Below are 21,194 nucleotides of genomic sequence, written 5' to 3'. Positions count from 1 at the left end.
GCGATGGCGATGCGTGATCGTTTCGGCAAGTGGGCGCTGTCCTGGCCCCCCTTGCTGTATCTGGTATTGTTCTTCCTGATCCCGTCGCTGATCATGCTGGTGGCCGCGTTCCGCCAGCCCGGCGACTACGGCGGCCTGGCGCCGCTGTTCACCATCGAGGACGGCCAGCGCGTCTGGCAGCTGACGCTGGACAACTTCCACCGCCTGGTGGAGGAGCCGCTGTATCTCGAGCTGTTCGCCAAGTCTGCCGGCTACGCGCTGACCACCACCGTGGTCTGCCTGTTGATGGCCTACCCGCTGGCCTGGCTGATCGCCCGCTCCGGCAAGAAGTACCGCGACCTGATGCTGCTCTTGGTGATCCTGCCGTTCTGGTCCAACTTCCTGATCCGTATCTACGCGTGGATGATCATCCTGGGGCCGCAGTCGGCGTTCACCAAGGCGCTGAACCTGGTGCTGACCACGCTGGGCTTCGAGCCGGTGCGGCTGTTGTTCACCTCGTTCGCGGTGATCGTCGGCCTGGTCTACGTGCATCTGCCCTTCATGGTGCTGCCGCTGTATGCCAATCTGGAAAAGCACGACATGGCCTTGCTCGACGCCGCCCAGGATCTGGGCGCCAACGCCTGGCAGCGCTTCTGGCGCGTCACCTGGCCGCTGAGCCTGCCCGGCGTGTTCGCCGGCTCGGCGCTGGTGTTCATCCCGGCCCTGGGCATGTTCGCGATCCCGGACATCCTCGGCGGCACCGAGTCCATCATGATAGGCAATCTGATCAAGCAGCAGATACTCGACACCCGCGACTGGCCGTTCGGCTCGGTGCTGTCCATCATGCTGACCGGCGGCGTGCTGCTGATCGCCGCGATCGGGGCCGTGGTGGCCAGAAAGGGGAAGGCGCGTGGCTAAGAAACAATCGAAATGGCTGTGGGCTTCGGCCATCGTCACCTATCTGTTCCTGTACTTGCCGCTGGTCATCGTGGTGCTGTACTCGTTCAATGACTCGCGCCTGAACGCCGAATGGGTCGGCTTCACGCTGAAGTGGTACCAGAAGCTGTTCCACAACGAGAAGATGCTGACCGCGGCCGGCAACTCGCTGCTGATCGGCATCATCGCCAGCTTCTTCTCCACGATACTCGGCACGCTGGCCGGCATCGCGCTGCATAAGTACAAGCTCAGGCTGCTGCCCTTCCTGGTGCTGACGCCGATCGCCATCCCCGAGCTGCTGATGGGGGTGTCGCTGGTGATCTTCTTCGTCATCGTCAACCAGCTGATCGGCATCCTGGAACTGGGCTTCGTCACCATCCTGCTGTCGCACATCGCCTTCTGCATCGGCTTCGTCGCCATCGTGGTGAGGGCGCGCATGCAGGGCATGGACGACAGCCTGGTGGAGGCGGCGCGCGATCTGGGCGCCACGCCGTTCCAGGCTTTCCGACTGATCACGCTGCCGGTGATCAAGCCCGGCATCATCGCCGGCGCGCTGATGGCGTTCACGCTGTCCATCGACGACTTCGTGATCACCTTCTTCACCGCCGGCGCCGGCGCCAGCATGCTGCCGCTGGAGATCTACTCGATGATCAAGATCGCGGTGACGCCGGAGGTGAACGCGGTGTCGTCCTTGCTGATGCTGTTGACGCTGGCCTTGATCGTCATCGCGTCCAAGGTGTCGCCGAGCGCGCTGCGCGCCAACGGTTGAACAGGGCGGCGAGAGCCGCCCGGCCGAAAGGCCGATCCGGCGGCAAGGCGTTTTGCGTTGCAGCATAATGCCTTGCCGTCGCCGCCGGACCCGGGCGACTCTAGGGGTGTCTCCCGGTTTTCCCGTAGTACCACCAAGCTGTGCAATACAAAGGAAACGAAATGAAGAAGATCCTCGCGCTGCTGGCGCTGGCGGCCTCCACCCAGGCATTCGCCGCCGACGAGCTGCATCTCTATAACTGGAACAACTATCTGTCCGAGAGCGCGGCCAAGAATTTCGAGGCCTATTGCAAGTGCAAGCTGGTGCAGGACTACTACGGCGACAACGAGGAACTGCTGGCCAAGCTGGCCGCCGGCGCCAAGGGCTACGACATCGTGGTGCCGACCGGTTTCGCCGTCGACGCGCTGATCAAGCAGGGCAAGGCCCAGCCGCTGGACAAGGCCCAGCTGCCCAATTTCAAGAACCTGAACCCGGGCTACCTGAACAGTTTCTTCGACAAGGGCAACAAGTACTCCACCCCGTATGCCTTCACCACCACGCTGATCGGCTACAACGAGACCAAGCTGAAGCAACTGGGCTTGGCCGACAAGGTGAACAGCTGGGCGCTGATCTTCGATCCGGCGCTGCTGGCCAAGATCAAGGGCAAGATCACCGTGCTGGATTCGCAGCGCGAGCTGGTCGCCGCCGCGCTGATGTATCTGGGCAAGCCGGCCAACTCCACCAATCCGGCCGACTGGAAAGCCGCCCGCGACGTGATCCTGAAGGCCAAGCCGTACTGGGCCGCCTTCAACAACCAGTCCTACATCAAGGAACTGACCGTCGGCAACATCTATGTCGCCTTCGGCTACTCCAACGATATGTTCCAGGCCCAGCAGGACGCCAAGAAGGCCAAGCGCAGCTTCGCGCTGAACTTCAGCCTGCAGAAGGAAGGCAACACGCTGTCGCTGGACAACTTCGTGGTGTTGAAGGACGCGCCGCGCAAGGACCTGGCCTACAAGTTCATCAACTTCATGATGGATGGCAAGAATGCGGCCGGCCTGACCAACGAGATGGGCAACGGCAATCCGAACGCCGCCGCCGGCAAGTTCGTCAAGACCGAGCTGACCAAGATCCCGGCGATCTTCCCGACCAGCACCGACCTGCCGCGTCTGCAGCAGCTGCGCGATCTGAACGCCAAGGACAGACGAGAGCTGAACAAGGTGTGGTCCGAGATCAAGCTGAAGTAAGCGGATCCGTTCGATCCAAGAAAAAGGCCGGGAAGCTTCCCGGCCTTTTCCTATATATGTGTTCCGGCCTAGTCCAGATGCAGCCGCAGCAATTGGCTGATCTTCTCGATGCGGTGATCGACGTGGGCCGGCTTGCGCGGCTCGCGGCTTACCCAGATCGTCGTCATGCCCAGCTCCTTCGCCGTCAGCAGATTCGGCAGCGAATCCTCCACCATGATGCAGTGGGCGGGATCCAGGCCTTCGCGGGCCAGGACGGTATGAAAGGCGTCGAGGTGGGGCTTGGGCACATAGTTAAGCCGCTCCACGCCGTATACCGATTCGAAATGGTGCTGTATGCGCATCCGCTGCAGTATGCCTTCCACGTAATGCTGCGGTCCGTTGGACAGAATGATCTTGCGGCCGGGTAAGGCGCTCAGGCTTTCGGCCAGCCGGTCTTCGAATTGCAGCCATTGCTCCAGAATCTCCACCGGGTGGGTTTCGATCAGGAACTGCTGCGGGTCGATGCCGTGATGGGTGGACAGGCCGTGCATGGTCGCGCCGTACTGCGCCCAATAGCGCGAGCGCAGCGCGCAGGCTTCCACCTCGTCCACGCCGAGGTGGCGCACCATGTATTCGGTCATCAGCGTGTTGATATGGTCGAAGATGCCGCCGCTGGCGTAGTGCAGGGTGTCGTCGAGGTCGAAGATCCAGGTCTTGTGGTTCACGTTCGAAACTGCATGAAAAGGTGGGACCGCAGATTATCCATTCGCGGCGGCGAACAGGCTAGTGGAAGCCGTTCATCGGGTATGAAAAGCCTGTTTCTATTGTTATCAGCGGTTTACAGTGGCTTGACCAGATTTTTTCATTTTCTTTGCAGAAAGGTGTTGACGGCCCTGGGTGCGGCCGGTATAGTTCGCCTCCTCAGCTGACGCAGCGAACGAAACGACGGAAACGAAACGGTTCCCGACGAAGACGACGCAGCGATCGGCACCGCTCTTTAACAGAACGAATAACCGATAGGTGTAAGTGCTTGGCGAAAGCCGACACTTGCACTGCAAGAGATAGGAAATACCAGTTATTTCTTTGAACTTGCGTGCCAGAAATTGCTATGAGATTGAACTGAAGAGTTTGATCCTGGCTCAGATTGAACGCTGGCGGCATGCTTTACACATGCAAGTCGAACGGTAACAGGGTGCTTGCACCGCTGACGAGTGGCGAACGGGTGAGTAATGCATCGGAATGTACCGTGTAATGGGGGATAGCTCGGCGAAAGCCGGATTAATACCGCATACGCCCTGAGGGGGAAAGTGGGGGACCGTAAGGCCTCACGTTATACGAGCAGCCGATGTCTGATTAGCTAGTTGGGGAGGTAAAGGCTCACCAAGGCGACGATCAGTAGCGGGTCTGAGAGGATGATCCGCCACACTGGGACTGAGACACGGCCCAGACTCCTACGGGAGGCAGCAGTGGGGAATTTTGGACAATGGGCGCAAGCCTGATCCAGCCATGCCGCGTGTCTGAAGAAGGCCTTCGGGTTGTAAAGGACTTTTGTCAGGGAGGAAATCCCCAGGGTTAATACCCTTGGGGGATGACAGTACCTGAAGAATAAGCACCGGCTAACTACGTGCCAGCAGCCGCGGTAATACGTAGGGTGCGAGCGTTAATCGGAATTACTGGGCGTAAAGCGTGCGCAGGCGGTTGTGCAAGTCTGATGTGAAAGCCCCGGGCTCAACCTGGGAACGGCATTGGAGACTGCACGACTAGAGTGCGTCAGAGGGGGGTAGAATTCCACGTGTAGCAGTGAAATGCGTAGAGATGTGGAGGAATACCGATGGCGAAGGCAGCCCCCTGGGATGACACTGACGCTCATGCACGAAAGCGTGGGGAGCAAACAGGATTAGATACCCTGGTAGTCCACGCCCTAAACGATGTCAATTAGCTGTTGGGGGTTTGAATCCTTGGTAGCGTAGCTAACGCGTGAAATTGACCGCCTGGGGAGTACGGCCGCAAGGTTAAAACTCAAAGGAATTGACGGGGACCCGCACAAGCGGTGGATGATGTGGATTAATTCGATGCAACGCGAAAAACCTTACCTGCTCTTGACATGTACGGAACTTGCCAGAGATGGCTTGGTGCCCGAAAGGGAGCCGTAACACAGGTGCTGCATGGCTGTCGTCAGCTCGTGTCGTGAGATGTTGGGTTAAGTCCCGCAACGAGCGCAACCCTTGTCATTAGTTGCCATCATTTGGTTGGGCACTCTAATGAGACTGCCGGTGACAAACCGGAGGAAGGTGGGGATGACGTCAAGTCCTCATGGCCCTTATGAGCAGGGCTTCACACGTCATACAATGGTCGGTACAGAGGGTTGCCAAGCCGCGAGGTGGAGCTAATCTCAGAAAACCGATCGTAGTCCGGATCGCACTCTGCAACTCGAGTGCGTGAAGTCGGAATCGCTAGTAATCGCAGATCAGCATGCTGCGGTGAATACGTTCCCGGGTCTTGTACACACCGCCCGTCACACCATGGGAGTGAGTTTCACCAGAAGTGGGTAGGCTAACCGCAAGGAGGCCGCTTACCACGGTGGGATTCATGACTGGGGTGAAGTCGTAACAAGGTAGCCGTAGGGGAACCTGCGGCTGGATCACCTCCTTTCTAGAGAATGGCGATTGCCAAGTACTTACAGCCTATCGGTTATTCAAGTTAAGGGCATTTTGATGAAAACCGGCGCGACTCTGCGTTGGAAAGCTCCTCGTGTACTGGATGTACACGTCGTCGCCTTCCGCCTTGATTCGCTTGGTTTTGATCAAAATGAAGTTGTGGATGCCACGACTTCATAAGTCAACTGGGTTTGTAGCTCAGCTGGTTAGAGCACTGTGTTGATAACGCAGGGGTCGTAGGTTCGAGTCCTACCAGACCCACCAGTTACACTCTGGGTGTTCTGATGAGTACTACAGAAAGCCATTTTTGTGCCAGGCAAGGCGCGAGGGCGCGACGTGTACAGATGTACACGAGCGACGGAGCAACGCAGCATGGGACAAAAAGAGGGGGATTAGCTCAGTTGGGAGAGCACCTGCTTTGCAAGCAGGGGGTCGTCGGTTCGATCCCGTCATCCTCCACCATACGCCGCAAACAAAATCGAATTGAAAAGTTTGATTCTGTTTGCGTTGTTGAAACGCCCGATCTTTAACAAACTGAAGAAGCCGAATATATAAGACGGCGAGACAAACAGCAGGAGTTAACTCTTCTGTTGAATGAATCGTCATCTTGGGTATTTGATTGTATCTAAGGCTGCGGCGCCATATCAAAAGGGGCGGTGCAGTCGTCGCACAAACACTCTCTGTCGTTTTGGTGATCTAGGTTACTGAAATGATAGGGTCAAGCGACTAAGTGCATCTGGTGGATGCCTTGGCGATCACAGGCGATGAAGGACGTGTAAGCCTGCGAAAAGCGCGGGGGAGCTGGCAATAGAGCTTTGATCCCGCGATGTCCGAATGGGGAAACCCCTCCGCAAGGAGATCCCTGACTGAATCCATAGGTCAGTGGAGGCGAACCGAGTGAACTGAAACATCTAAGTAACTCGAGGAATAGAAATCAACCGAGATTCCGTAAGTAGTGGCGAGCGAACGCGGAACAGCCTGTATGTGTTATGAGTTGCGTTAGTGGAATGGAATGGAAAGTCCAGCCGTAGTGGGTGATAGCCCCGTACACGAAAACGCATCGCAAGAACTAGGCATACGAGAAGTAGGGCGGGACACGCGAAATCCTGTCTGAAGATGGGGGGACCATCCTCCAAGGCTAAATACTCGTGATCGACCGATAGTGAACCAGTACCGTGAGGGAAAGGCGAAAAGAACCCCGGGAGGGGAGTGAAATAGAACCTGAAACCGGATGCATACAAACAGTGGGAGCGGACTTGTTCCGTGACTGCGTACCTTTTGTATAATGGGTCAGCGACTTACGTTCAGTAGCAAGCTTAACCGAATAGGGGAGGCGTAGGGAAACCGAGTCCGAATAGGGCGATTGAGTTGCTGGGCGTAGACCCGAAACCGAGTGATCTATCCATGGCCAGGATGAAGGTGCGGTAACACGCACTGGAGGTCCGAACCCACTAGTGTTGCAAAACTAGGGGATGAGCTGTGGATAGGGGTGAAAGGCTAAACAAACTCGGAGATAGCTGGTTCTCCCCGAAAACTATTTAGGTAGTGCCTCATGTATCACTTCCGGGGGTAAAGCACTGTTATGGCTAGGGGGTCATTGCGATTTACCAAACCATGGCAAACTCTGAATACCGGAAAGTGCGAGCATGGGAGACAGACGGTGGGTGCTAACGTCCATCGTCAAGAGGGAAACAACCCAGACCGCCAGCTAAGGTCCCAAATGATCAGTTAAGTGGTAAACGAAGTGGGAAGGCCTAGACAGCCAGGATGTTGGCTTAGAAGCAGCCATCATTTAAAGAAAGCGTAATAGCTCACTGGTCGAGTCGTCCTGCGCGGAAGATGTAACGGGGCTCAAACTGATAACCGAAGCTGCGGATGCACAGTTTACTGTGCGTGGTAGGGGAGCGTTCTGTAGGTCTGTGAAGGTGTCTCGTAAGGGATGCTGGAGATATCAGAAGTGCGAATGCTGACATGAGTAGCGATAAAGCGGGTGAAAAGCCCGCTCGCCGAAAGCCCAAGGTTTCCTACGCAACGTTCATCGGCGTAGGGTGAGTCGGCCCCTAAGGCGAGGCTGAAAAGCGTAGTCGATGGGAAACGGGTTAAAATTCCCGTACTTTTATGTAGTGCGATGTGGGGACGGAGAAGGTTAGGTCAGCAGACGGTTGGAAGTGTCTGTTCAAGCCGGTAGGCTGGAGAGGTAGGCAAATCCGCCTCTCCTTAAGGCCGAGACGTGATAACGAGGGTCTACGGACCCGAAGTGACTGATACCACGCTTCCAGGAAAAGCCACTAAGCTTCAGCTACATAAGAACCGTACCGCAAACCGACACAGGTGGGCAGGATGAGAATTCTAAGGCGCTTGAGAGAACTCAGGAGAAGGAACTCGGCAAATTGATACCGTAACTTCGGGAGAAGGTATGCCTGTTGAGGTGTAGGACTTCGCGTCTGAAGCTTCGACAGGTCGCAGAGAATCGGTGGCTGCGACTGTTTAACAAAAACACAGCACTGTGCCAACACGAAAGTGGACGTATACGGTGTGACGCCTGCCCGGTGCCGGAAGGTTAAGTGATGGGGTGCAAGCTCTTGATCGAAGCCCCGGTAAACGGCGGCCGTAACTATAACGGTCCTAAGGTAGCGAAATTCCTTGTCGGGTAAGTTCCGACCCGCACGAATGGCGTAACGATGGCCACACTGTCTCCTCCTGAGACTCAGCGAAGTTGAAGTGTTTGTGAAGATGCAATCTCCCCGCTGCTAGACGGAAAGACCCCGTGAACCTTTACTGTAGCTTTGCATTGGACTTTGAACAGACTTGTGTAGGATAGGTGGGAGGCTTTGAAGCTGAGACGCTAGTTTCAGTGGAGCCGACCTTGAAATACCACCCTGGTGTGTTTGAGGTTCTAACCTTGGTCCGTGATCCGGATTGGGGACAGTGCATGGTAGGCAGTTTGACTGGGGCGGTCTCCTCCCAAAGTGTAACGGAGGAGTTCGAAGGTTACCTAGGTACGGTCGGAAATCGTGCTGATAGTGCAATGGCAAAAGGTAGCTTAACTGCGAGACCGACAAGTCGAGCAGGTGCGAAAGCAGGACATAGTGATCCGGTGGTTCTGAATGGAAGGGCCATCGCTCAACGGATAAAAGGTACTCCGGGGATAACAGGCTGATACCGCCCAAGAGTTCACATCGACGGCGGTGTTTGGCACCTCGATGTCGGCTCATCACATCCTGGGGCTGTAGCCGGTCCCAAGGGTATGGCTGTTCGCCATTTAAAGTGGTACGTGAGCTGGGTTCAAAACGTCGTGAGACAGTTTGGTCCCTATCTGCAGTGGGCGTTGGAAGTTTGACGGGGGCTGCTCCTAGTACGAGAGGACCGGAGTGGACGAACCTCTGGTGTACCGGTTGTCACGCCAGTGGCATCGCCGGGTAGCTAAGTTCGGAAGAGATAACCGCTGAAAGCATCTAAGCGGGAAACTTGCCTGAAGATGAGACTTCCCTGGAGGCTTGACCTCCCTGAAGAGTCGTTCGAGACCAGGACGTTGATAGGTCGGGTGTGGAAGCGCTGTGAGGCGTGAAGCTAACCGATACTAATTGCTCGTGAGGCTTGATCCTATCATTTGAGTGGCTTGGGATAGCGTGCGAATCTGAGATTCGTTCAGCAGCCGAGACGCGAGATAGAGTGTGTGTGCGACACGATCAGATACCGAATATTCGAGAATCAGGGCGATGCTTTGATTCAGGCTTCTTGAGTTTGTACCAGTTTATGTCTGGTGGCCATAGCGAGGTGGTCCCACGCCTTCCCATCCCGAACAGGACCGTGAAACGCCTTAGCGCCGATGATAGTGTGGCATTCGCCATGTGAAAGTAGGACACCGCCAGACGCCCGATAACGAAGCCCAGCTCAGACGAGCTGGGCTTTGTGCATTGGAGGGCCGCGCCGCGCCCCAAACACAAGCCCCGCCGGGTATCCGGCGGGGCTTTGTCGTTTGTTGAAGGCTTACGGGACTATCCTGGCATCGGGCGATCGCCGGCCTCGAGCAGCGCGTCGACTTCCTCTTCGTTCCAGACCGGTATGCCATGCCGTTCCAGCAGGCTGGCTGCGACGCCCCTGCCTTCCCGCAACGTGGACGAAAAGCTACCGTCGTAAATCCGGCGATTGCCGCAGGAGGGGCTGTTGGCCTTCAGCAGGGCCGCAGCGCAGCGATGTTCGGCGGCGATTTCCAGCGTCCGCCGCGCACCGTCGATGAAGGCCGGCGTCACATCGTCTCCGGCGGCGCTCCATACGCGGGCCGAGCCCGCCAGCACGTCATTTCCGTCTCCGCCGGCGATCTCCGCCGCGGGCCGGGGCGTCGGCAGGCCCCCGATGCATTCCGGGCAGGCCGGGATCAGTTCGAAGCGCTGGCCGAGCGCCTCCCAGTCCGGCCCCGACACCGGTTTCGATCGGCCGTCGTAGCGTACCGGCTGTCCCAGCAGGCAGGCGCTGACCAGCAGTGTCGGTTTCTTCATTTGAGCCTCGTTTCCAGCAAGTCCGCCAATTGTTGCACGGCCGGGCGCAGCGCGTGGTCTTCTATGCCGGCGTAGCCGAGCACCAGCCCGTTGCGATACGGCGTTTCCAGGAAATGGCGGGCCAGCGGACGCAGCCAGAGCTCTTGCTCAGCCGCGGCGGTCTGCAGTTCCCATTCGTCGAAACCGTCCGGCAATGCCGCCAGCAGGTGCATGCCGGCGTCTCCGCCATGCAGCGGCATCGCATCTCCGAGATATTGCGCCGCCGCATGCCGCAGCAGCAGCTGGCGTCGCTGGTAAAGCTCGCGCATATGGCGGATGTGGCGGGCGAAATGGCCTTGCTCGATGAAGTCCGCCACCGCGGCCTGTTGCAGATAACTGCCTTCTCCCTGCAGCCTGGCCTGACAGCGGCGATAGGGATCGACCAGTTCCGGCGGCAGCACCAGATAGGCCAGCTTCAGTCCGGGGAACATCACCTTGCTGAAGGTGCCGAGATAGATCACGCGTCCATCGCGATCCAGGCTTTGCAGCGCGGCCAGAGGCGCCGAGGTGTAGCAGAACTCGCCGTCGTAATCGTCCTCTACGATCCAACTGTCGTGACGGCGGGCCAGCGCCAGCAACTCCAGTCGGCGAGACAGGCCCATCACCGCGCCGGTCGGGTATTGATGGGCAGGCGTGGCGTAGATGATGCGCGGAGGCGTCGCATCCGGATCCGGGCACAGGCCCTGTCCATCGACGCGGATGCCACGGCAGCGCAGTCCGGCGGCCAGCATCGCGGCTTGCGCCCCGGTATAGCCCGGTTCCTCGATCCAGGCGGTGTCGCCGGGTTCGGCCAGCAATTGGGCCAGCAGCGTCAGCGCGCTTTGGGCGCCGGGAACGATGAGCAGCTGCTCCGGCTCGCAGCGGACCGACCGGGTCAGATGCAGGTACTGGCTCAGCGCGCCGCGCAATGCCGGCAAGCCGCCCTGGTGCTGGTAGTGCAACCAAGCCAGAGGAGCGCCCCGTTGCCGCCTGTTCAGGCATTGCTGCCATTGCTTGTGGGGAAACAGCGTCAATTCCGGCTGGCCCGGCACGAAGGCGCCTAGCCTGCCGGCGGGCAGGCGGCTGGCCTCCGCCAGCCGCCGCCCCCGGAGGGAAAGCCGGCGCGCCGGCGCATCGGTCCGGGGCGAATGGGCCGGGTCGTCTGCAAAGGCGTCGCAGACATAGGTGCCGGAGCCGTGGCGGCTTTCCAGATAGCCTTCTGCCGCCAGCTGGTCGTAGGCGGAGAGCACGGTGTTGCGTCCCAGCTTCAGCGTTTGCGCCAGGGTGCGGCTGGACGGCAAGGCGCTGCCGCCGGCCAGCCGGCGCTGGCGTATCAGTTCGCGCAGCTGGCGGTAGAGCTGCCGGGACAGATGCTCGCCGTCGTTCCGCAGCAGCCGGGGCTGCAGATAGGCGACTATCCAGTCGTGATTCAAAGTGGTTCCATCAAAATAGATAAAGTGGCGCTGTTTGGGTGATGACTTTCCGCTTAGCATACCAGTATTCCGACATGGACAAGGGAGGGCGGCGATGATCAGCCAACAGGAATTTTATGAGGCCAAGCTGGCCTACGAGATAGACGCGGCCGACGTCGCTCAGGCGCTTGCCGAAGGCGATCGCTCGCTGTTGCTGATCGATACCCGCAGCGTCGCTGCTTACGATCAGGAGACGATACCCGGCGCGCAGAGCCGGCCGCACCGGCTGATGACGGTGGAGAGCACCGCGGATCTGCCGCGCGACGTCACGCTGGTGGCGTTCTGCGACGGCATAGGCTGCAACGCTTCGACCAAGGGCGCGTTGAAGCTGACGAAGCTGGGCTTCAAGGTCAAGGAACTGCAGGGGGGGCTGGACTGGTGGAAGCGCGATGGCTACGCGACGACCCGCGAGGCCGCTTGCGGCAAGGAGGTGTGCGATGCGTGCTGATTGGAAGGCATTGGCTCTTCCGGCGGAGTCGAACGCGAACGGCCAGATGGTGGGCATGCCGGTAGACTGGCAAGGCGCGAGCCATCCGCCGCGCGAGGCACTGGAAGGCCGCTATTGCCGCGTGGAGCCGTTGAGCGCGGAGCGCCATGGCTCGCAATTGTTCGATGCCTTGCACCAGTTGCCGGGCGGAGCCAACTGGACCTATCTCGGCCATGGCCCGTTTGCCAGCCTGGGCGACTGGCTGGACTGGGTGGGGGCCAATGCCGGGAACGACGATCCGCAGTTTTACGCCATCGTCGATCAGAGCGACGGCGCGGCGATCGGGCTGGCCAGCTATCTGCGCATCGCGCCGGCCGACGGCAGCATCGAGGTGGGTTTTCTCAATTTCTCGCCCCGCCTGCAGCGCAGCCGCCTGGCCACCGAGGCGATGTATCTGATGATGCGCAACGCTTTCGAGCTGGGTTACCGCCGTTACGAATGGAAGTGCGACGCGCAGAACGCGCCTTCGGTGAAGGCGGCCTTGCGGCTGGGTTTCACTTTCGAGGGATTGTTCCGCCAGGCCAGGGTCAACAAGGGGCGCAATCGCGACACCGCCTGGTTCTCCATCATCGATGGGGAGTGGCCGGCGCGGCGGCAGGCATTGGAGGCTTGGCTGCTCCCCGATAATTTCGACGCGGACGGCCGCCAGCGCAAGCCGTTGACGCGCTTTGCCGCATTGCCGGAGTAAATTGCGCGGCAGCGCTTCTAGCCGACGATGGGGGGCGCTACAATAGATGCCTGTAATCGTTATAGTGCTGCCTGATGAAATCCCTGCCACGCAATGCCCGTATCCGCGGCGAACCTTTTTTGCCCAACCGCTTCATCTTCGGCGACGCCGTCGACGAGCAGGGGCTGGAAGGCGCCGAATACGTGGTGCATACCGAGTCCCCGGCCTTCGTCTGCAGGCTGATCGGCAATGACGACACCGACTTCGCCGGCCGCGAGCGCGACGGCCTGGCCAGCGCGGTGCTGTACGACGAGGCGGAGAACATCACGGTCTATGTCTGCAATCTGCGACTGAGACTGTTCGACTTCAACTTCTACGACGAGATCGAGCCCAGCGTCGGCGAGTTGCAACAGATTTGCGACGAGGCGGTGCAGGCCTACCAGCGTCTGCACCAGGCTTATGTCGATCGCGACGCCGCCGGTCCGGAGCCGCGCGAGATGCGTACCGGTCCGACCAAGCCGCTGCCGCCGGCCGAGCGCCAGCAGGCGATCGAGCGGCTGGTCGACAAGGCCCGACAGGCCGTCGGCAAGCCGATGGAGGTGGTTCAGCTGGCGGCCGCGGTGCAGATGGCGTTGATGGCCGGCGACCAGGCGGTGTTCACCGAGTCGCAACTGGCGCTGGGGGCCGAGCCGGCCGCGCGCGAGTTGCTGGTGCACAGCGCGCGCGACGCGGTGGCCTTCCCCGAGGTGTTCCGCCAAGACGGCACGGTGATGTCGTTCGAACTGTGGGCGCTGCCGTTCGCCTTTTCGCGCAGCCAGGGCGGCGTGTGGTGGCATTTCCCGCGGCTGGAGTCGCTGGAGGTGGCGCTGGCCGACGCGCTGGAGGTGCCGGAGAAGTCGGTTCTGTGGATTTCGCCGACGCTGTTCACGATAGACATGCTGAACGAGCGCGCCTGCCAGGATCTGGTGCAGCTGGCGCCGGTGATGGATGCCGGCTGCGATTTTGCGCCGCTGGATCCCGAGTCGTCGCGAGCCACTTACGAGGCGGCGCGCAAGACCAGCGAGCCGCAGCTGGTGATGAGCTGGATTCCGTTCCTGGTCGAGCGCGGCGCTTTGCCGCCGGACAAGGCGCGCAGGCTCGCGCGACGTGCGCTGGATTCGGCGATGCCGCTGGTGCAGCAGGCGATCGCCGCCGAAATGGAGTACGGCGAGGCCGAGTTGTTCGCGCCGCTGCCCTGGTGGGAGGCGCTGTCCAGCGGCATGCGCGCCTGGAACCGCAAGCGGCTGGGCATTTCCGTGGCCTTGCTGGCTACCGGCCAGGGCGGCATCGACAAGCTGGAGGCGGTGGCCGAGTACCAGCCGGAAATCCAGGGCTATGAAGTGGGGCTGCGGATCAAGGGCAACGATGAGATCGCGGCGCGGGTCCCGTGGCTGGTCGTGCCGGACGTGGCGCCGGACCGCGACGCGTCCTGGCGCGATCTGGCCGATTGTCTGCGGGAGGCCGGCATTCCGCTGTCGCAGACCGTCGCGCGGCTGCACTGAGCCGTTCAAACACAAGGGGCCTGTCGGCCCCTTGTTCATTTCTGCCAGTAGGTCTTGATGTTGACGAATTCATACAGGCCGAACTCGGACAGTTCGCGGCCGTAGCCGGAGGCCTTGACCCCGCCGAACGGCAGCCGCAGATCGGAACTGGTATGGCGGTTGATGAACACGCTGCCGGCTTCGATCTGGCGAGCCAAGGCCCAGGCGCGATCATTGTCGGCGCTGTAGACGCTGGCGCCGAGTCCGAACGGCGTGTCGTTGGCCAGGCGGACCGCGTCGGCCTCGTCGGCGGCGCGCAGGATGCTGGCCACCGGTCCGAACACCTCCTCGTGGTAGAGACGGCAGTCCGGATTGACATGGTCGAGCACCGTGGCAGGATAGAAGAAGCCCGGCGTATGCGGCATTTTGCCGCCGAGCTTCAGTTCCGCGCCGTGGTGGCAGGCGTCCAGCACCTGGGCGTGCAGCGCTTCGCGCAGATCGGCGCGTGTCAGCGGCGACAGCGTGGTGGCCGGGTCGCGCGGATCGCCGGCGCGCAGTCCGGCGGCCTCGGCGCAGAAGGCGGCGACGAAGGCGTCGGCGATTTCCGGCACGACTATCATCCGCTTGGCGGCGTTGCAGCTCTGGCCGGCGTCGCGGAAGCGCGAGTGGGCAGCGTCGCGGGCGGCCGCCTCGATATCGGCGTCGGCCAGCACGATGAAGGGATTGCTGCCACCGAGTTCCAGCACGGTTTTCTTCAGATGCCGGCCGGCCAGCGAGGCGATGACCCTGCCGGTATGGGTGGAGCCGGTGAAGGCGACGGCGTCGCTGCTGCGTATCGCCTCTTCCACCAGATCGGTTTCTATCCAGGCCATGTCCAACACGTCCAGGCCTGCCTGACGTACGATGTCCAGAAGCAACTGGCTGCATTGCGGCACCGACGGGGCGGGTTTGACCAGGCAGCCGTTGCCGGACATCAGTGCGGGGATGGCGAAGCGCAGCACCTGCCAGATCGGGTAGTTCCACGGCATGACCGCCAGTACCAGGCCGAGCGGTTCGAATGCGACGCCGCTGCGGCTGGCCTGGGTGGAGATCTGCAGCGCCTGCAGCAGCTCCGGCGCCAGTTCGGCGTAGTAACGGATCAGTTGGACCGATTTGTCGATTTCGGCCAGGCACTCGCCGGTGCGCTTGCCGACCTCCAGCGTGATCAGGCCGGCCAGCGTTTCGCGTTGCCGCGCCAGCTCATCGGCCAGAACCAGCAGCCGGTCGGCGCGCGCCTCCACCGTCAGCGCCGCCCAGCGGTGTTGCGCGGCGCGCAGCGCGGCCAGGCTGTGCGCCAGGGCGGCGGCGCTCCAGGCCGGGCGGGTGAAACAGACTTCTCCGGTGGCGGGGTTGCAGCTGGTAAAGGCGGTCATGGTTTCAGGCGGAGACAAATATCCAAATGTAACAAAAAATGCCGGCGAGAGGGCGGGCTTGGCGCGCTGACCGAACAGCGTTCATGGCCGGGCGATGGGGGATGGCTTGGTGCCGGTCGTACAATTTTTCATAATAGATTGTTTGTTAATATGAAAAACTGTCCGATATGACAGATTCAGGCCTTTCGTACTAGTTTTACATTTCCTCCTGCCTAAACCACAAGCAAAACAGGAGGCCGCAGTGAAAAAGTTCTACCCGTTGTCTTTGGACGGTATGGTGCTCGAGCGCATTGGGAGCGGAGACGATCCCACGGATTTGCTGGCGTTCCGGCATCGGATATTCAGGGAAAACCTTGGCTGGTTGCCGACATGTCCCAGCGGACTGGATTGCGACGAGTACGACGGCATCTCGGACAATCTGGCGATGTGTCGGGACGGGCGGGTGGTCGGCTCCGTCCGTTTTACGCCGGGAACCGAGCGTTTCATGCTGGAAAAGGACTTTTCCCGCTTGCTGATCCCGGACGAGGTTTTGCGAAAGGGGGAATCCAGCGCCGAAGTCTCGCGCTTTGCCGTAGATGTGGCGGGCCTGGGGGGGCGATTGACGGCTTCGGCGTCCCGATTGCTGTATTGCAGCCTATGGCAGTGGGCGGAATGGAACGGCATCCGCTGGATGTATTTCGTGGTCGAGCCTTGCATGTACCGGCGGCTGGCATCGATGGGCTTGCCGGTCAGGCCGGTCGGCGTGCCGCGCGCGCTGGAAGGCGGGGTACTGTCTATGGCCGGCTATTTCGACTGGAGCGAGATGAAACCGGAGGTCATTCGTTCGCTACGGTCGCGGGTTGCATTGCCAGATGCATGCCCAGAACAATGGCGTGAGTACGATTATTCGCATTGAGTTTGCGGATCACGTTGGCGACGTGAAACTTCACCGTCCTCTCGCTGATGTCGAGGATGGTGGCGATCTCCCAGTTGGTCTTGCCGCGGCTCATCCAATGGAAAATATCGTATTCGCGTTGCGACAGCGGCATATTGCTCGGCGAGGCCGGCGGCAGATTGGAGATGCGGATGGCCGCCTGATGCAGGTGCGGAGTCAGGCAGTTCAGCATGGCGACCAGCGCGGCGTTGCGACTGGGCTCGCGTCCGGCGATGGACAGGATGCTGCCTATATTATTGCGTTCGGACGCGGCGCTGAAGGTCACGCCGTTGCCCATGCCGTTCATCGCCGCCTCGGCGATGAAGCGCTTCTCCTCGGAACCCTTCGCCCGGCTGAAGCGTTCTTCCCACATGACCGGCCCCTGACCGACATGGATGCGCATGATGGGATCGTGTTGCGCGTAGTTTTCCTTCATGTACTGGTCCAGCCATTCGGTCGGATAGCTGACGTTGAGGACCCGCTCCAGGCGCTGGATCTGGTTCTGATGGTTGAGCCTGCCCAGCGCCAGCACGATGCGGTCGGACGGCGCTTGCGCCAAGACCGTGTCGAGAAAGGCCTTCAGCTCGTTTTCGGTCTCGATGTGCCCGGCCATGTGGATCCACTCCAGCAATGTCCATTGCTGCGACGCGGTGAGGCCGGCGGGGAGCGGTCTTGCACTGATGGGTTTCGAGATCACCATGAGCGGGGCTTCCTTGGTTTGGTGGGTTACACACGCAGATAGTAGCTTACATGCTTGTTGCATGTAAGGCCCGGTATGAGAAAGGCTATATGCATTGTTGTTTTTTGTGTCCTTGAGTATACCAAATTTGTACAGCCGAGAATCTTAGGAAAATTACTGATAATTCATCATTTTATTTGTCATAAATTCACTTTTTACAAATGGAAACATGCTAGCGTGCAAAATGGTTTGACTTTTGTCAGTGATTTTGATTCTGAAAAAGTCGAATGGTTTGATATTCTCCGATACGATATTTTCCGTTATCTATTAGTGCTTGTTAATTTATATGCGTCATTGGGTTTATAGTCTGATCGGGAAAGCCGCCATTTATTGATGGCAATGCGGGTGTGTCGCATTCCTGCGCCAGTCAAATGGCATAAATTGTAAGTAAAAGCTAATAAATTCTGGCAAGTAAACGCTTTAAAGCGCATAATTACCTTGCATAAAAAAGATTAAGGCAGGCAGGGGAGGGCGGCGACAGGGTGCCGTCCCCGGCCGGACGAGTTGGGGAAGTGAGATTTGTGGATGGCGCAGCCGGAGTCGAAATAACGGTTTTTTAAATGTAACCTTCAATACTGTGCAGGATTGATGTAAGCTTTTTAAATAGAATACATTCAATCCTGTGAACGGTTGTGCTTGTGGTCTGGTCTGACGGACTTGCCGGATGCGCAATCATGCCAGTTCAGGAATCGCCCCGCTTATGGATACCTTAAAAGCACTGATGGTCTTCATGACCACGGCTGAAAACGGCAGCTTCTCGGACGCCGCACGCAAGCTCGGCGTATCGCCGGCCGCGATCAGCCAGAGCATCGCCCGCCTGGAGCAGGAACTGGAAGTACGCCTGTTCAACCGCACCACCCGCCAGCTGACGCTGACCGAGGATGGTCGCCGCTTCTACGCGCAGTGCCGCGGTCCAGTCAACAATCTGGATTCCGCGATCAACCAGCTGAAGGCCAGCCGCGACGAGCCGGCCGGCCATCTGCGCGTCAGCATGCCCAATTCATTCGGCCGCCGCTTCATCCTGCCCATCATGGGGGAATTCTGCGAACGCTATCCGAAGGTGCGGGTGTTCTTCGGCCTGGACGACCATTTCAGCGATCTGATCGAGGACGGCTACGACGTCGGCGTGCGCACCGGCATGATGCCGGACAGCCGGATGGTGGCGCGTAATCTGGCTCAGATGCCGCTCTACGTGGTGGCCTCGCCCGATTACTGGGACCGCCACGGCCGGCCGTCGTCGCCGGAGGAGCTTGGCGGCTACGACTGCATCAACTTCCAGTTCCCGACGTCCGGGCGCTTGTTCAAGTGGGAATTCGACCGCAAGGGCGAACGCATTCCGCTGGAGGTGAACGGCACCTACACGCTGAACGATATGGAGGCGGTAGCCGAACTGGCGCGCCTCGGCATGGGCGTGGCGCAACTGCCCGGCCACGAGGTGGTCCACCTGATCCGCAGCGGCGAGCTGGAGCCGGTGCTGACCGACATGGTGTCGCTGGAGCGGTCGATCTACATCTGCTTCCCGCACCGCGACCACATCGCGCCGCGCACCCGCGTGTTCGTCGATTTCGTCGTGGAGAAGCTGGCCGATCATCCGGACATCATGGCCGATCTGCCCGGACTCGATCTGAGCGCCAAGCGCAACGCGCTGCAGCAGGGCGTCGGCGTGGTCTGATTCCGCCTGGAGCGAGAAGGGAAGGGCCGGCCGAACAGCCGGCCTTTTCTCATGGCGGCGAGGCGGCGCCGGCATCGCCGACGACCTGGTTGCGGCCGGCCTGCTTGGCGGCGTACAGGCACATGTCGGCGCGGTGGACCAGGCTGTCCGGCGTGTCGTCGTCGGCGAGGGTGGCGACACCTATGCTGGCGGTGACGGCGGAGGCCGGGGAGAAGTCGGTTTCCAGCAGCAGCTGGCGGATGTTCTCGGCCAGCGCCAGCGCGCCGCTCAGCTCGGTTTCGGGGCAGACGACGATGAATTCCTCGCCGCCCCAGCGCGCCACCGTATCCAGCTGGCGCGCGCGCTTCTGCAACACCTTGCCGAAGCGTTGCAGCACGGCGTCGCCTACCTGGTGGCCGTGCCGGTCGTTGATGCTCTTGAAGTGGTCGAGATCGATCAGCAGCACCGAGTAGCGCCGGCCGGAGCGGCAGCTGCGCTCGGTCTCCCTTTGCAGCGCCTGATTGGCGCGGCGGCGGTTGGCCAGGCCGGTGACGTCGTCGCGTTCGGCCTGGCGGCGCAGTGCCCGCAACAGGCCACGCGCCTCGCGCAGCCTGCGGACGGCGAACAGCGACATGGACAGCGCCAGCGTGAAGCCGATCAGCAGCACCTCGTCCAGCGAGCTGTCCGGATGCAGATGGAACCAGTCGTCCAGTTTGTCGAACAGCTCGAAGTGTACGAACAGCAGGAAGCTGGCCAGATTGAACAAGGCGATCAGGGCCAGTTCGATCCGGATGCGGCGCGTGCTGAACGGCCAGTAGTTTCTCATGCTCCCCATCCGCGATAGGTCCAGCTTCATTGCTAGTCCATCGCGGGGGGCTGGGCAAGCGGAGCGCCGCCCGGCAGCGTCTCAGCTGACCAAGAGTCGCGCCAGCGGCATCTGGCTCCAGTCGACGCTGTCGAGCAGGTTCTTGACCAGCAGGCCCAGTTCGGTGTCGCCTTCTATGACGAGGCGGCGTTGGAAGAACAGCGTGTCCGGATCCTCCTCGCGCAAGAGCAGGCGGGCGAAGTCGGCGCAGTTGGCCGACAGCCGCAGATCGGCCTGGCCGTCGCCGGCGCGAAAGCCGCTCTCGTCGACGGCTAGGCATAGCGTCAGGCCGGCGTCGCGCAGCTGCAGCGCCAGGCGTTTGCCGGCCAGCTGGGAGGCGTCGGCCGGCAGCGCGCGGCTGCCGACGAGGCGGTTCAGCGCGGCGGCGAGCAGGCGGCTGGGCGGGGAGGCCGGCAGCCGGGACAGCAGGCGGGCCGCGGCGGCGGGCAGGGCGAAGTCAGGGACGCGCATCGTCGTTCTCCAGTCCATGGATGCCGGCCCGGCCGCGCCAGTAGCCGTCGACCAGTTCGCCGGGCGCGCCGGGGCGCAGGCCGGACAGCAGTTCCGCCGCCGGCGCGCCGTCCAGTCGCTGGCGGAAAGCCCTGACCACGGCGCCGGTGTCCCCGGATTGGGGGCTGATGCGCACGCGGTCGGCGCCGATGGCGGCGATGTCGTCCAGGTGGGGCAGCAGGGCCTGGCAGCCGTCGGACAGCGTCTGTATGCCGTTGATGGCGAGAAAGCCCCGGCCGTCCCGGGTGGCGAGGCGCAGGCCGTCCGGGTGCTCGAGGCAGCGGAACTGGCAGTCGTCCTTGCCCAGCCGGTAATGGCGCGCGGTGAAGCAGCGCGAGGACAGGGCCAGCGGCAACCGTCCCCAGGCGAACACCTCGGTCTCGACGTCCAGGCCGCGGCGGCCGGCCTCGGCCAGCAGCGCGGCCAGCGTGTCGCGGCTCATTTCCAGCGGCGGCAGCCAGCGGCGGGCGCCGAGCCCGCGCATCACAGCCAGCGCGTCGGTATTGTAAAGGTTCAGATGGTGGCCGGCGACGAAGGGCAGCCGCTTGTCGCGGGCGAGCCGGACGGCGCCGAGGTCGTTGGCCTCGATGGCGAGCTGGCCGTTGTCGACCAGCTTGCGCACGCGTTTGAGATCGGATTCGCTTTCGATCAGCGCCTGGCACGACAGTACGGCTTCGCGGCCGGCGGCGGCCAGTTCGGCGGCCAGCGCGATCCAGTCGCCGCTGCGCAGCAGCTGGCGGCGGCCGCACACGGTCTCGCCGAGATAGATGGTGTCCAGCGGCCAGTCGGCGGCGTCGGCGTAGAAACGCAGCACTTGCTCGCGCGGCCAGAAGAACAGTAGCGGGCCGAGCGACAGTTTAAGCGGTATCGGGGTCATGCGGTCATCCTCGGCCAT

The 21,194-nt window shown here is 61.0% G+C and carries 16 protein-coding genes, 2 tRNA genes and 3 rRNA genes; 13 read left to right on the top strand and 8 right to left on the bottom strand.

Annotation, left to right across the window (positions count from 1 at the left end; all coding sequences use genetic code 11):
• Positions 1 to 3 precede the first annotated feature (3 nt).
• The 3 genes from WNM05_RS20750 to WNM05_RS20740 all read left to right on the top strand — a co-directional run bounded on the left by WNM05_RS20750 (position 4) and on the right by WNM05_RS20740 (position 2,910).
• Entirely contained in the window at positions 4 to 897 is an 894-nt protein-coding gene (locus WNM05_RS20750) for an ABC transporter permease (protein ID WP_434630531.1), read from the top strand.
• Positions 890 to 1,684, top strand: coding sequence for an ABC transporter permease (locus tag WNM05_RS20745; RefSeq protein WP_434630529.1), 795 nt, complete (start codon positions 890 to 892; stop codon positions 1,682 to 1,684). Before WNM05_RS20750 ends, WNM05_RS20745 begins: the two co-directional genes overlap by 8 nt.
• A 161-nt stretch (positions 1,685 to 1,845) precedes the next feature.
• The gene (locus WNM05_RS20740; RefSeq protein ID WP_434630527.1) at positions 1,846 to 2,910 is read left to right on the top strand and encodes an ABC transporter substrate-binding protein; all 1,065 of its coding nucleotides are present in this window, start codon (positions 1,846 to 1,848) and stop codon (positions 2,908 to 2,910) included.
• Positions 2,911 to 2,978: 68 nt separating this feature from the next.
• On the opposite strand, the gene WNM05_RS20735 is transcribed toward WNM05_RS20740, so the two are convergent.
• The gene (locus WNM05_RS20735) at positions 2,979 to 3,614 is read right to left on the bottom strand and encodes a pyrimidine 5'-nucleotidase (RefSeq protein WP_214756824.1); all 636 of its coding nucleotides are present in this window, start codon (positions 3,612 to 3,614) and stop codon (positions 2,979 to 2,981) included.
• A gap of 391 nt (positions 3,615 to 4,005) precedes the next feature.
• Here WNM05_RS20735 and WNM05_RS20730 point away from each other — a divergent pair.
• The 5 genes from WNM05_RS20730 (at position 4,006) to rrf (ending at position 9,420) form a co-directional block, all read left to right on the top strand.
• Positions 4,006 to 5,541, top strand: a 16S ribosomal RNA gene (locus tag WNM05_RS20730).
• A 192-nt stretch (positions 5,542 to 5,733) separates the two neighbouring features.
• Positions 5,734 to 5,810, top strand: a tRNA-Ile gene (locus WNM05_RS20725).
• Between the two features lie 122 nt (positions 5,811 to 5,932).
• Positions 5,933 to 6,008: transfer RNA gene (locus WNM05_RS20720), tRNA-Ala, on the top strand.
• Positions 6,009 to 6,262: 254 nt separating this feature from the next.
• Positions 6,263 to 9,151, top strand: a 23S ribosomal RNA gene (locus tag WNM05_RS20715).
• 154 nt (positions 9,152 to 9,305) lie between these two features.
• Positions 9,306 to 9,420, top strand: a 5S ribosomal RNA gene (gene rrf, locus WNM05_RS20710).
• Together the 16S, 23S and 5S rRNA genes with 2 tRNA genes alongside form the textbook arrangement of a ribosomal RNA operon.
• A 124-nt stretch (positions 9,421 to 9,544) precedes the next feature.
• Here the strand turns inward: rrf and WNM05_RS20705 are convergent.
• Together WNM05_RS20705 and WNM05_RS20700 are read right to left on the bottom strand one after the other, a co-directional pair.
• Complete coding sequence (locus tag WNM05_RS20705) at positions 9,545 to 10,045, bottom strand: DUF523 domain-containing protein (RefSeq protein WP_434630525.1); 501 nt, start codon at positions 10,043 to 10,045, stop codon at positions 9,545 to 9,547.
• Complete coding sequence (locus WNM05_RS20700; RefSeq protein WP_434630523.1) at positions 10,042 to 11,496, bottom strand: PLP-dependent aminotransferase family protein; 1,455 nt, start codon at positions 11,494 to 11,496, stop codon at positions 10,042 to 10,044. The genes WNM05_RS20705 and WNM05_RS20700 overlap by 4 nt, the downstream gene beginning before the upstream one ends.
• A gap of 94 nt (positions 11,497 to 11,590) precedes the next feature.
• Here WNM05_RS20700 and WNM05_RS20695 point away from each other — a divergent pair, with 94 nt between their 5' ends.
• From WNM05_RS20695 to WNM05_RS20685, 3 genes are all read left to right on the top strand, one after another.
• Positions 11,591 to 11,983, top strand: coding sequence for a rhodanese-like domain-containing protein (locus WNM05_RS20695; RefSeq protein WP_434630520.1), 393 nt, complete (start codon positions 11,591 to 11,593; stop codon positions 11,981 to 11,983).
• Positions 11,973 to 12,710, top strand: a complete 738-nt coding sequence (locus WNM05_RS20690) for a GNAT family N-acetyltransferase (protein ID WP_434630518.1) — start codon at positions 11,973 to 11,975, stop codon at positions 12,708 to 12,710. The genes WNM05_RS20695 and WNM05_RS20690 overlap by 11 nt, the downstream gene beginning before the upstream one ends.
• A 74-nt stretch (positions 12,711 to 12,784) precedes the next feature.
• Positions 12,785 to 14,230, top strand: a complete 1,446-nt coding sequence (locus WNM05_RS20685) for a hypothetical protein (RefSeq protein ID WP_434630516.1) — start codon at positions 12,785 to 12,787, stop codon at positions 14,228 to 14,230.
• A 35-nt stretch (positions 14,231 to 14,265) separates the two neighbouring features.
• Here WNM05_RS20685 and WNM05_RS20680 read toward each other — a convergent pair whose 3' ends face one another.
• Positions 14,266 to 15,621: an aldehyde dehydrogenase family protein gene (locus WNM05_RS20680; protein ID WP_434630514.1), complete on the bottom strand. Its 1,356-nt coding sequence runs from the start codon at positions 15,619 to 15,621 to the stop codon at positions 14,266 to 14,268.
• A 241-nt stretch (positions 15,622 to 15,862) separates the two neighbouring features.
• On the opposite strand from WNM05_RS20680, the gene WNM05_RS20675 reads away from it, so the two are divergent.
• On the top strand, positions 15,863 to 16,516 hold the full coding sequence (locus WNM05_RS20675) for an acyl-homoserine-lactone synthase (RefSeq protein ID WP_434630512.1): 654 nt from the start codon (positions 15,863 to 15,865) through the stop codon (positions 16,514 to 16,516).
• Here WNM05_RS20675 and WNM05_RS20670 read toward each other — a convergent pair.
• A complete protein-coding gene (locus tag WNM05_RS20670) occupies positions 16,437 to 17,234 on the bottom strand; it encodes a LuxR family transcriptional regulator (RefSeq protein WP_434630509.1) in 798 nt (265 codons plus the stop codon). The genes WNM05_RS20675 and WNM05_RS20670 overlap by 80 nt on opposite strands.
• A 739-nt stretch (positions 17,235 to 17,973) precedes the next feature.
• Between WNM05_RS20670 and WNM05_RS20665 the strand changes: the two genes are divergently transcribed.
• Positions 17,974 to 18,945, top strand: a complete 972-nt coding sequence (locus WNM05_RS20665; protein ID WP_434630506.1) for a LysR family transcriptional regulator — start codon at positions 17,974 to 17,976, stop codon at positions 18,943 to 18,945.
• Between the two features lie 49 nt (positions 18,946 to 18,994).
• On the opposite strand, the gene WNM05_RS20660 is transcribed toward WNM05_RS20665, so the two are convergent.
• The 3 genes from WNM05_RS20660 to WNM05_RS20650 all read right to left on the bottom strand — a co-directional run bounded on the left by WNM05_RS20660 (position 18,995) and on the right by WNM05_RS20650 (position 21,194).
• Complete coding sequence (locus WNM05_RS20660) at positions 18,995 to 19,750, bottom strand: GGDEF domain-containing protein (protein ID WP_434630504.1); 756 nt, start codon at positions 19,748 to 19,750, stop codon at positions 18,995 to 18,997.
• An 81-nt stretch (positions 19,751 to 19,831) separates the two neighbouring features.
• Entirely contained in the window at positions 19,832 to 20,260 is a 429-nt protein-coding gene (ubiT, locus tag WNM05_RS20655) for a ubiquinone anaerobic biosynthesis accessory factor UbiT (RefSeq protein ID WP_434630500.1), read from the bottom strand.
• On the bottom strand, positions 20,247 to 21,194 hold the full coding sequence (locus WNM05_RS20650; protein WP_434630497.1) for a U32 family peptidase: 948 nt from the start codon (positions 21,192 to 21,194) through the stop codon (positions 20,247 to 20,249). Before WNM05_RS20650 ends, ubiT begins: the two co-directional genes overlap by 14 nt.

The sequence above is a fragment of the Chromobacterium sp. CV08 genome, assembly GCF_051129845.1.
Lineage (GTDB): Bacteria > Pseudomonadota > Gammaproteobacteria > Burkholderiales > Chromobacteriaceae > Chromobacterium.
Note: the sequence above shows the minus strand (reverse complement) of the source record. Positions and strands in the feature narration are given on the sequence as shown.

Excerpts from the sequence above, each read along its gene's own strand:
- WNM05_RS20690 (WP_434630518.1), top strand. The coding sequence starts at position 11,973 with ATGCGTGCTGATTGGAAGGCATTGGCTCTTCCGGCGGAGTCGAACGCG.
- WNM05_RS20740 (WP_434630527.1), top strand. The coding sequence starts at position 1,846 with ATGAAGAAGATCCTCGCGCTGCTGGCGCTGGCGGCCTCCACCCAGGCA.
- WNM05_RS20685 (WP_434630516.1), top strand. The coding sequence starts at position 12,785 with ATGAAATCCCTGCCACGCAATGCCCGTATCCGCGGCGAACCTTTTTTG.
- WNM05_RS20665 (WP_434630506.1), top strand. The coding sequence starts at position 17,974 with ATGGATACCTTAAAAGCACTGATGGTCTTCATGACCACGGCTGAAAAC.
- ubiT (WP_434630500.1), bottom strand. The coding sequence starts at position 20,260 with ATGCGCGTCCCTGACTTCGCCCTGCCCGCCGCCGCGGCCCGCCTGCTG.
- WNM05_RS20670 (WP_434630509.1), bottom strand. The coding sequence starts at position 17,234 with ATGGTGATCTCGAAACCCATCAGTGCAAGACCGCTCCCCGCCGGCCTC.
- WNM05_RS20680 (WP_434630514.1), bottom strand. The coding sequence starts at position 15,621 with ATGACCGCCTTTACCAGCTGCAACCCCGCCACCGGAGAAGTCTGTTTC.
- WNM05_RS20705 (WP_434630525.1), bottom strand. The coding sequence starts at position 10,045 with ATGAAGAAACCGACACTGCTGGTCAGCGCCTGCCTGCTGGGACAGCCG.
- WNM05_RS20650 (WP_434630497.1), bottom strand. The coding sequence starts at position 21,194 with ATGGCCGAGGATGACCGCATGACCCCGATACCGCTTAAACTGTCGCTC.
- WNM05_RS20660 (WP_434630504.1), bottom strand. The coding sequence starts at position 19,750 with ATGAGAAACTACTGGCCGTTCAGCACGCGCCGCATCCGGATCGAACTG.
- WNM05_RS20750 (WP_434630531.1), top strand. The coding sequence starts at position 4 with ATGGCGATGCGTGATCGTTTCGGCAAGTGGGCGCTGTCCTGGCCCCCC.
- WNM05_RS20695 (WP_434630520.1), top strand. The coding sequence starts at position 11,591 with ATGATCAGCCAACAGGAATTTTATGAGGCCAAGCTGGCCTACGAGATA.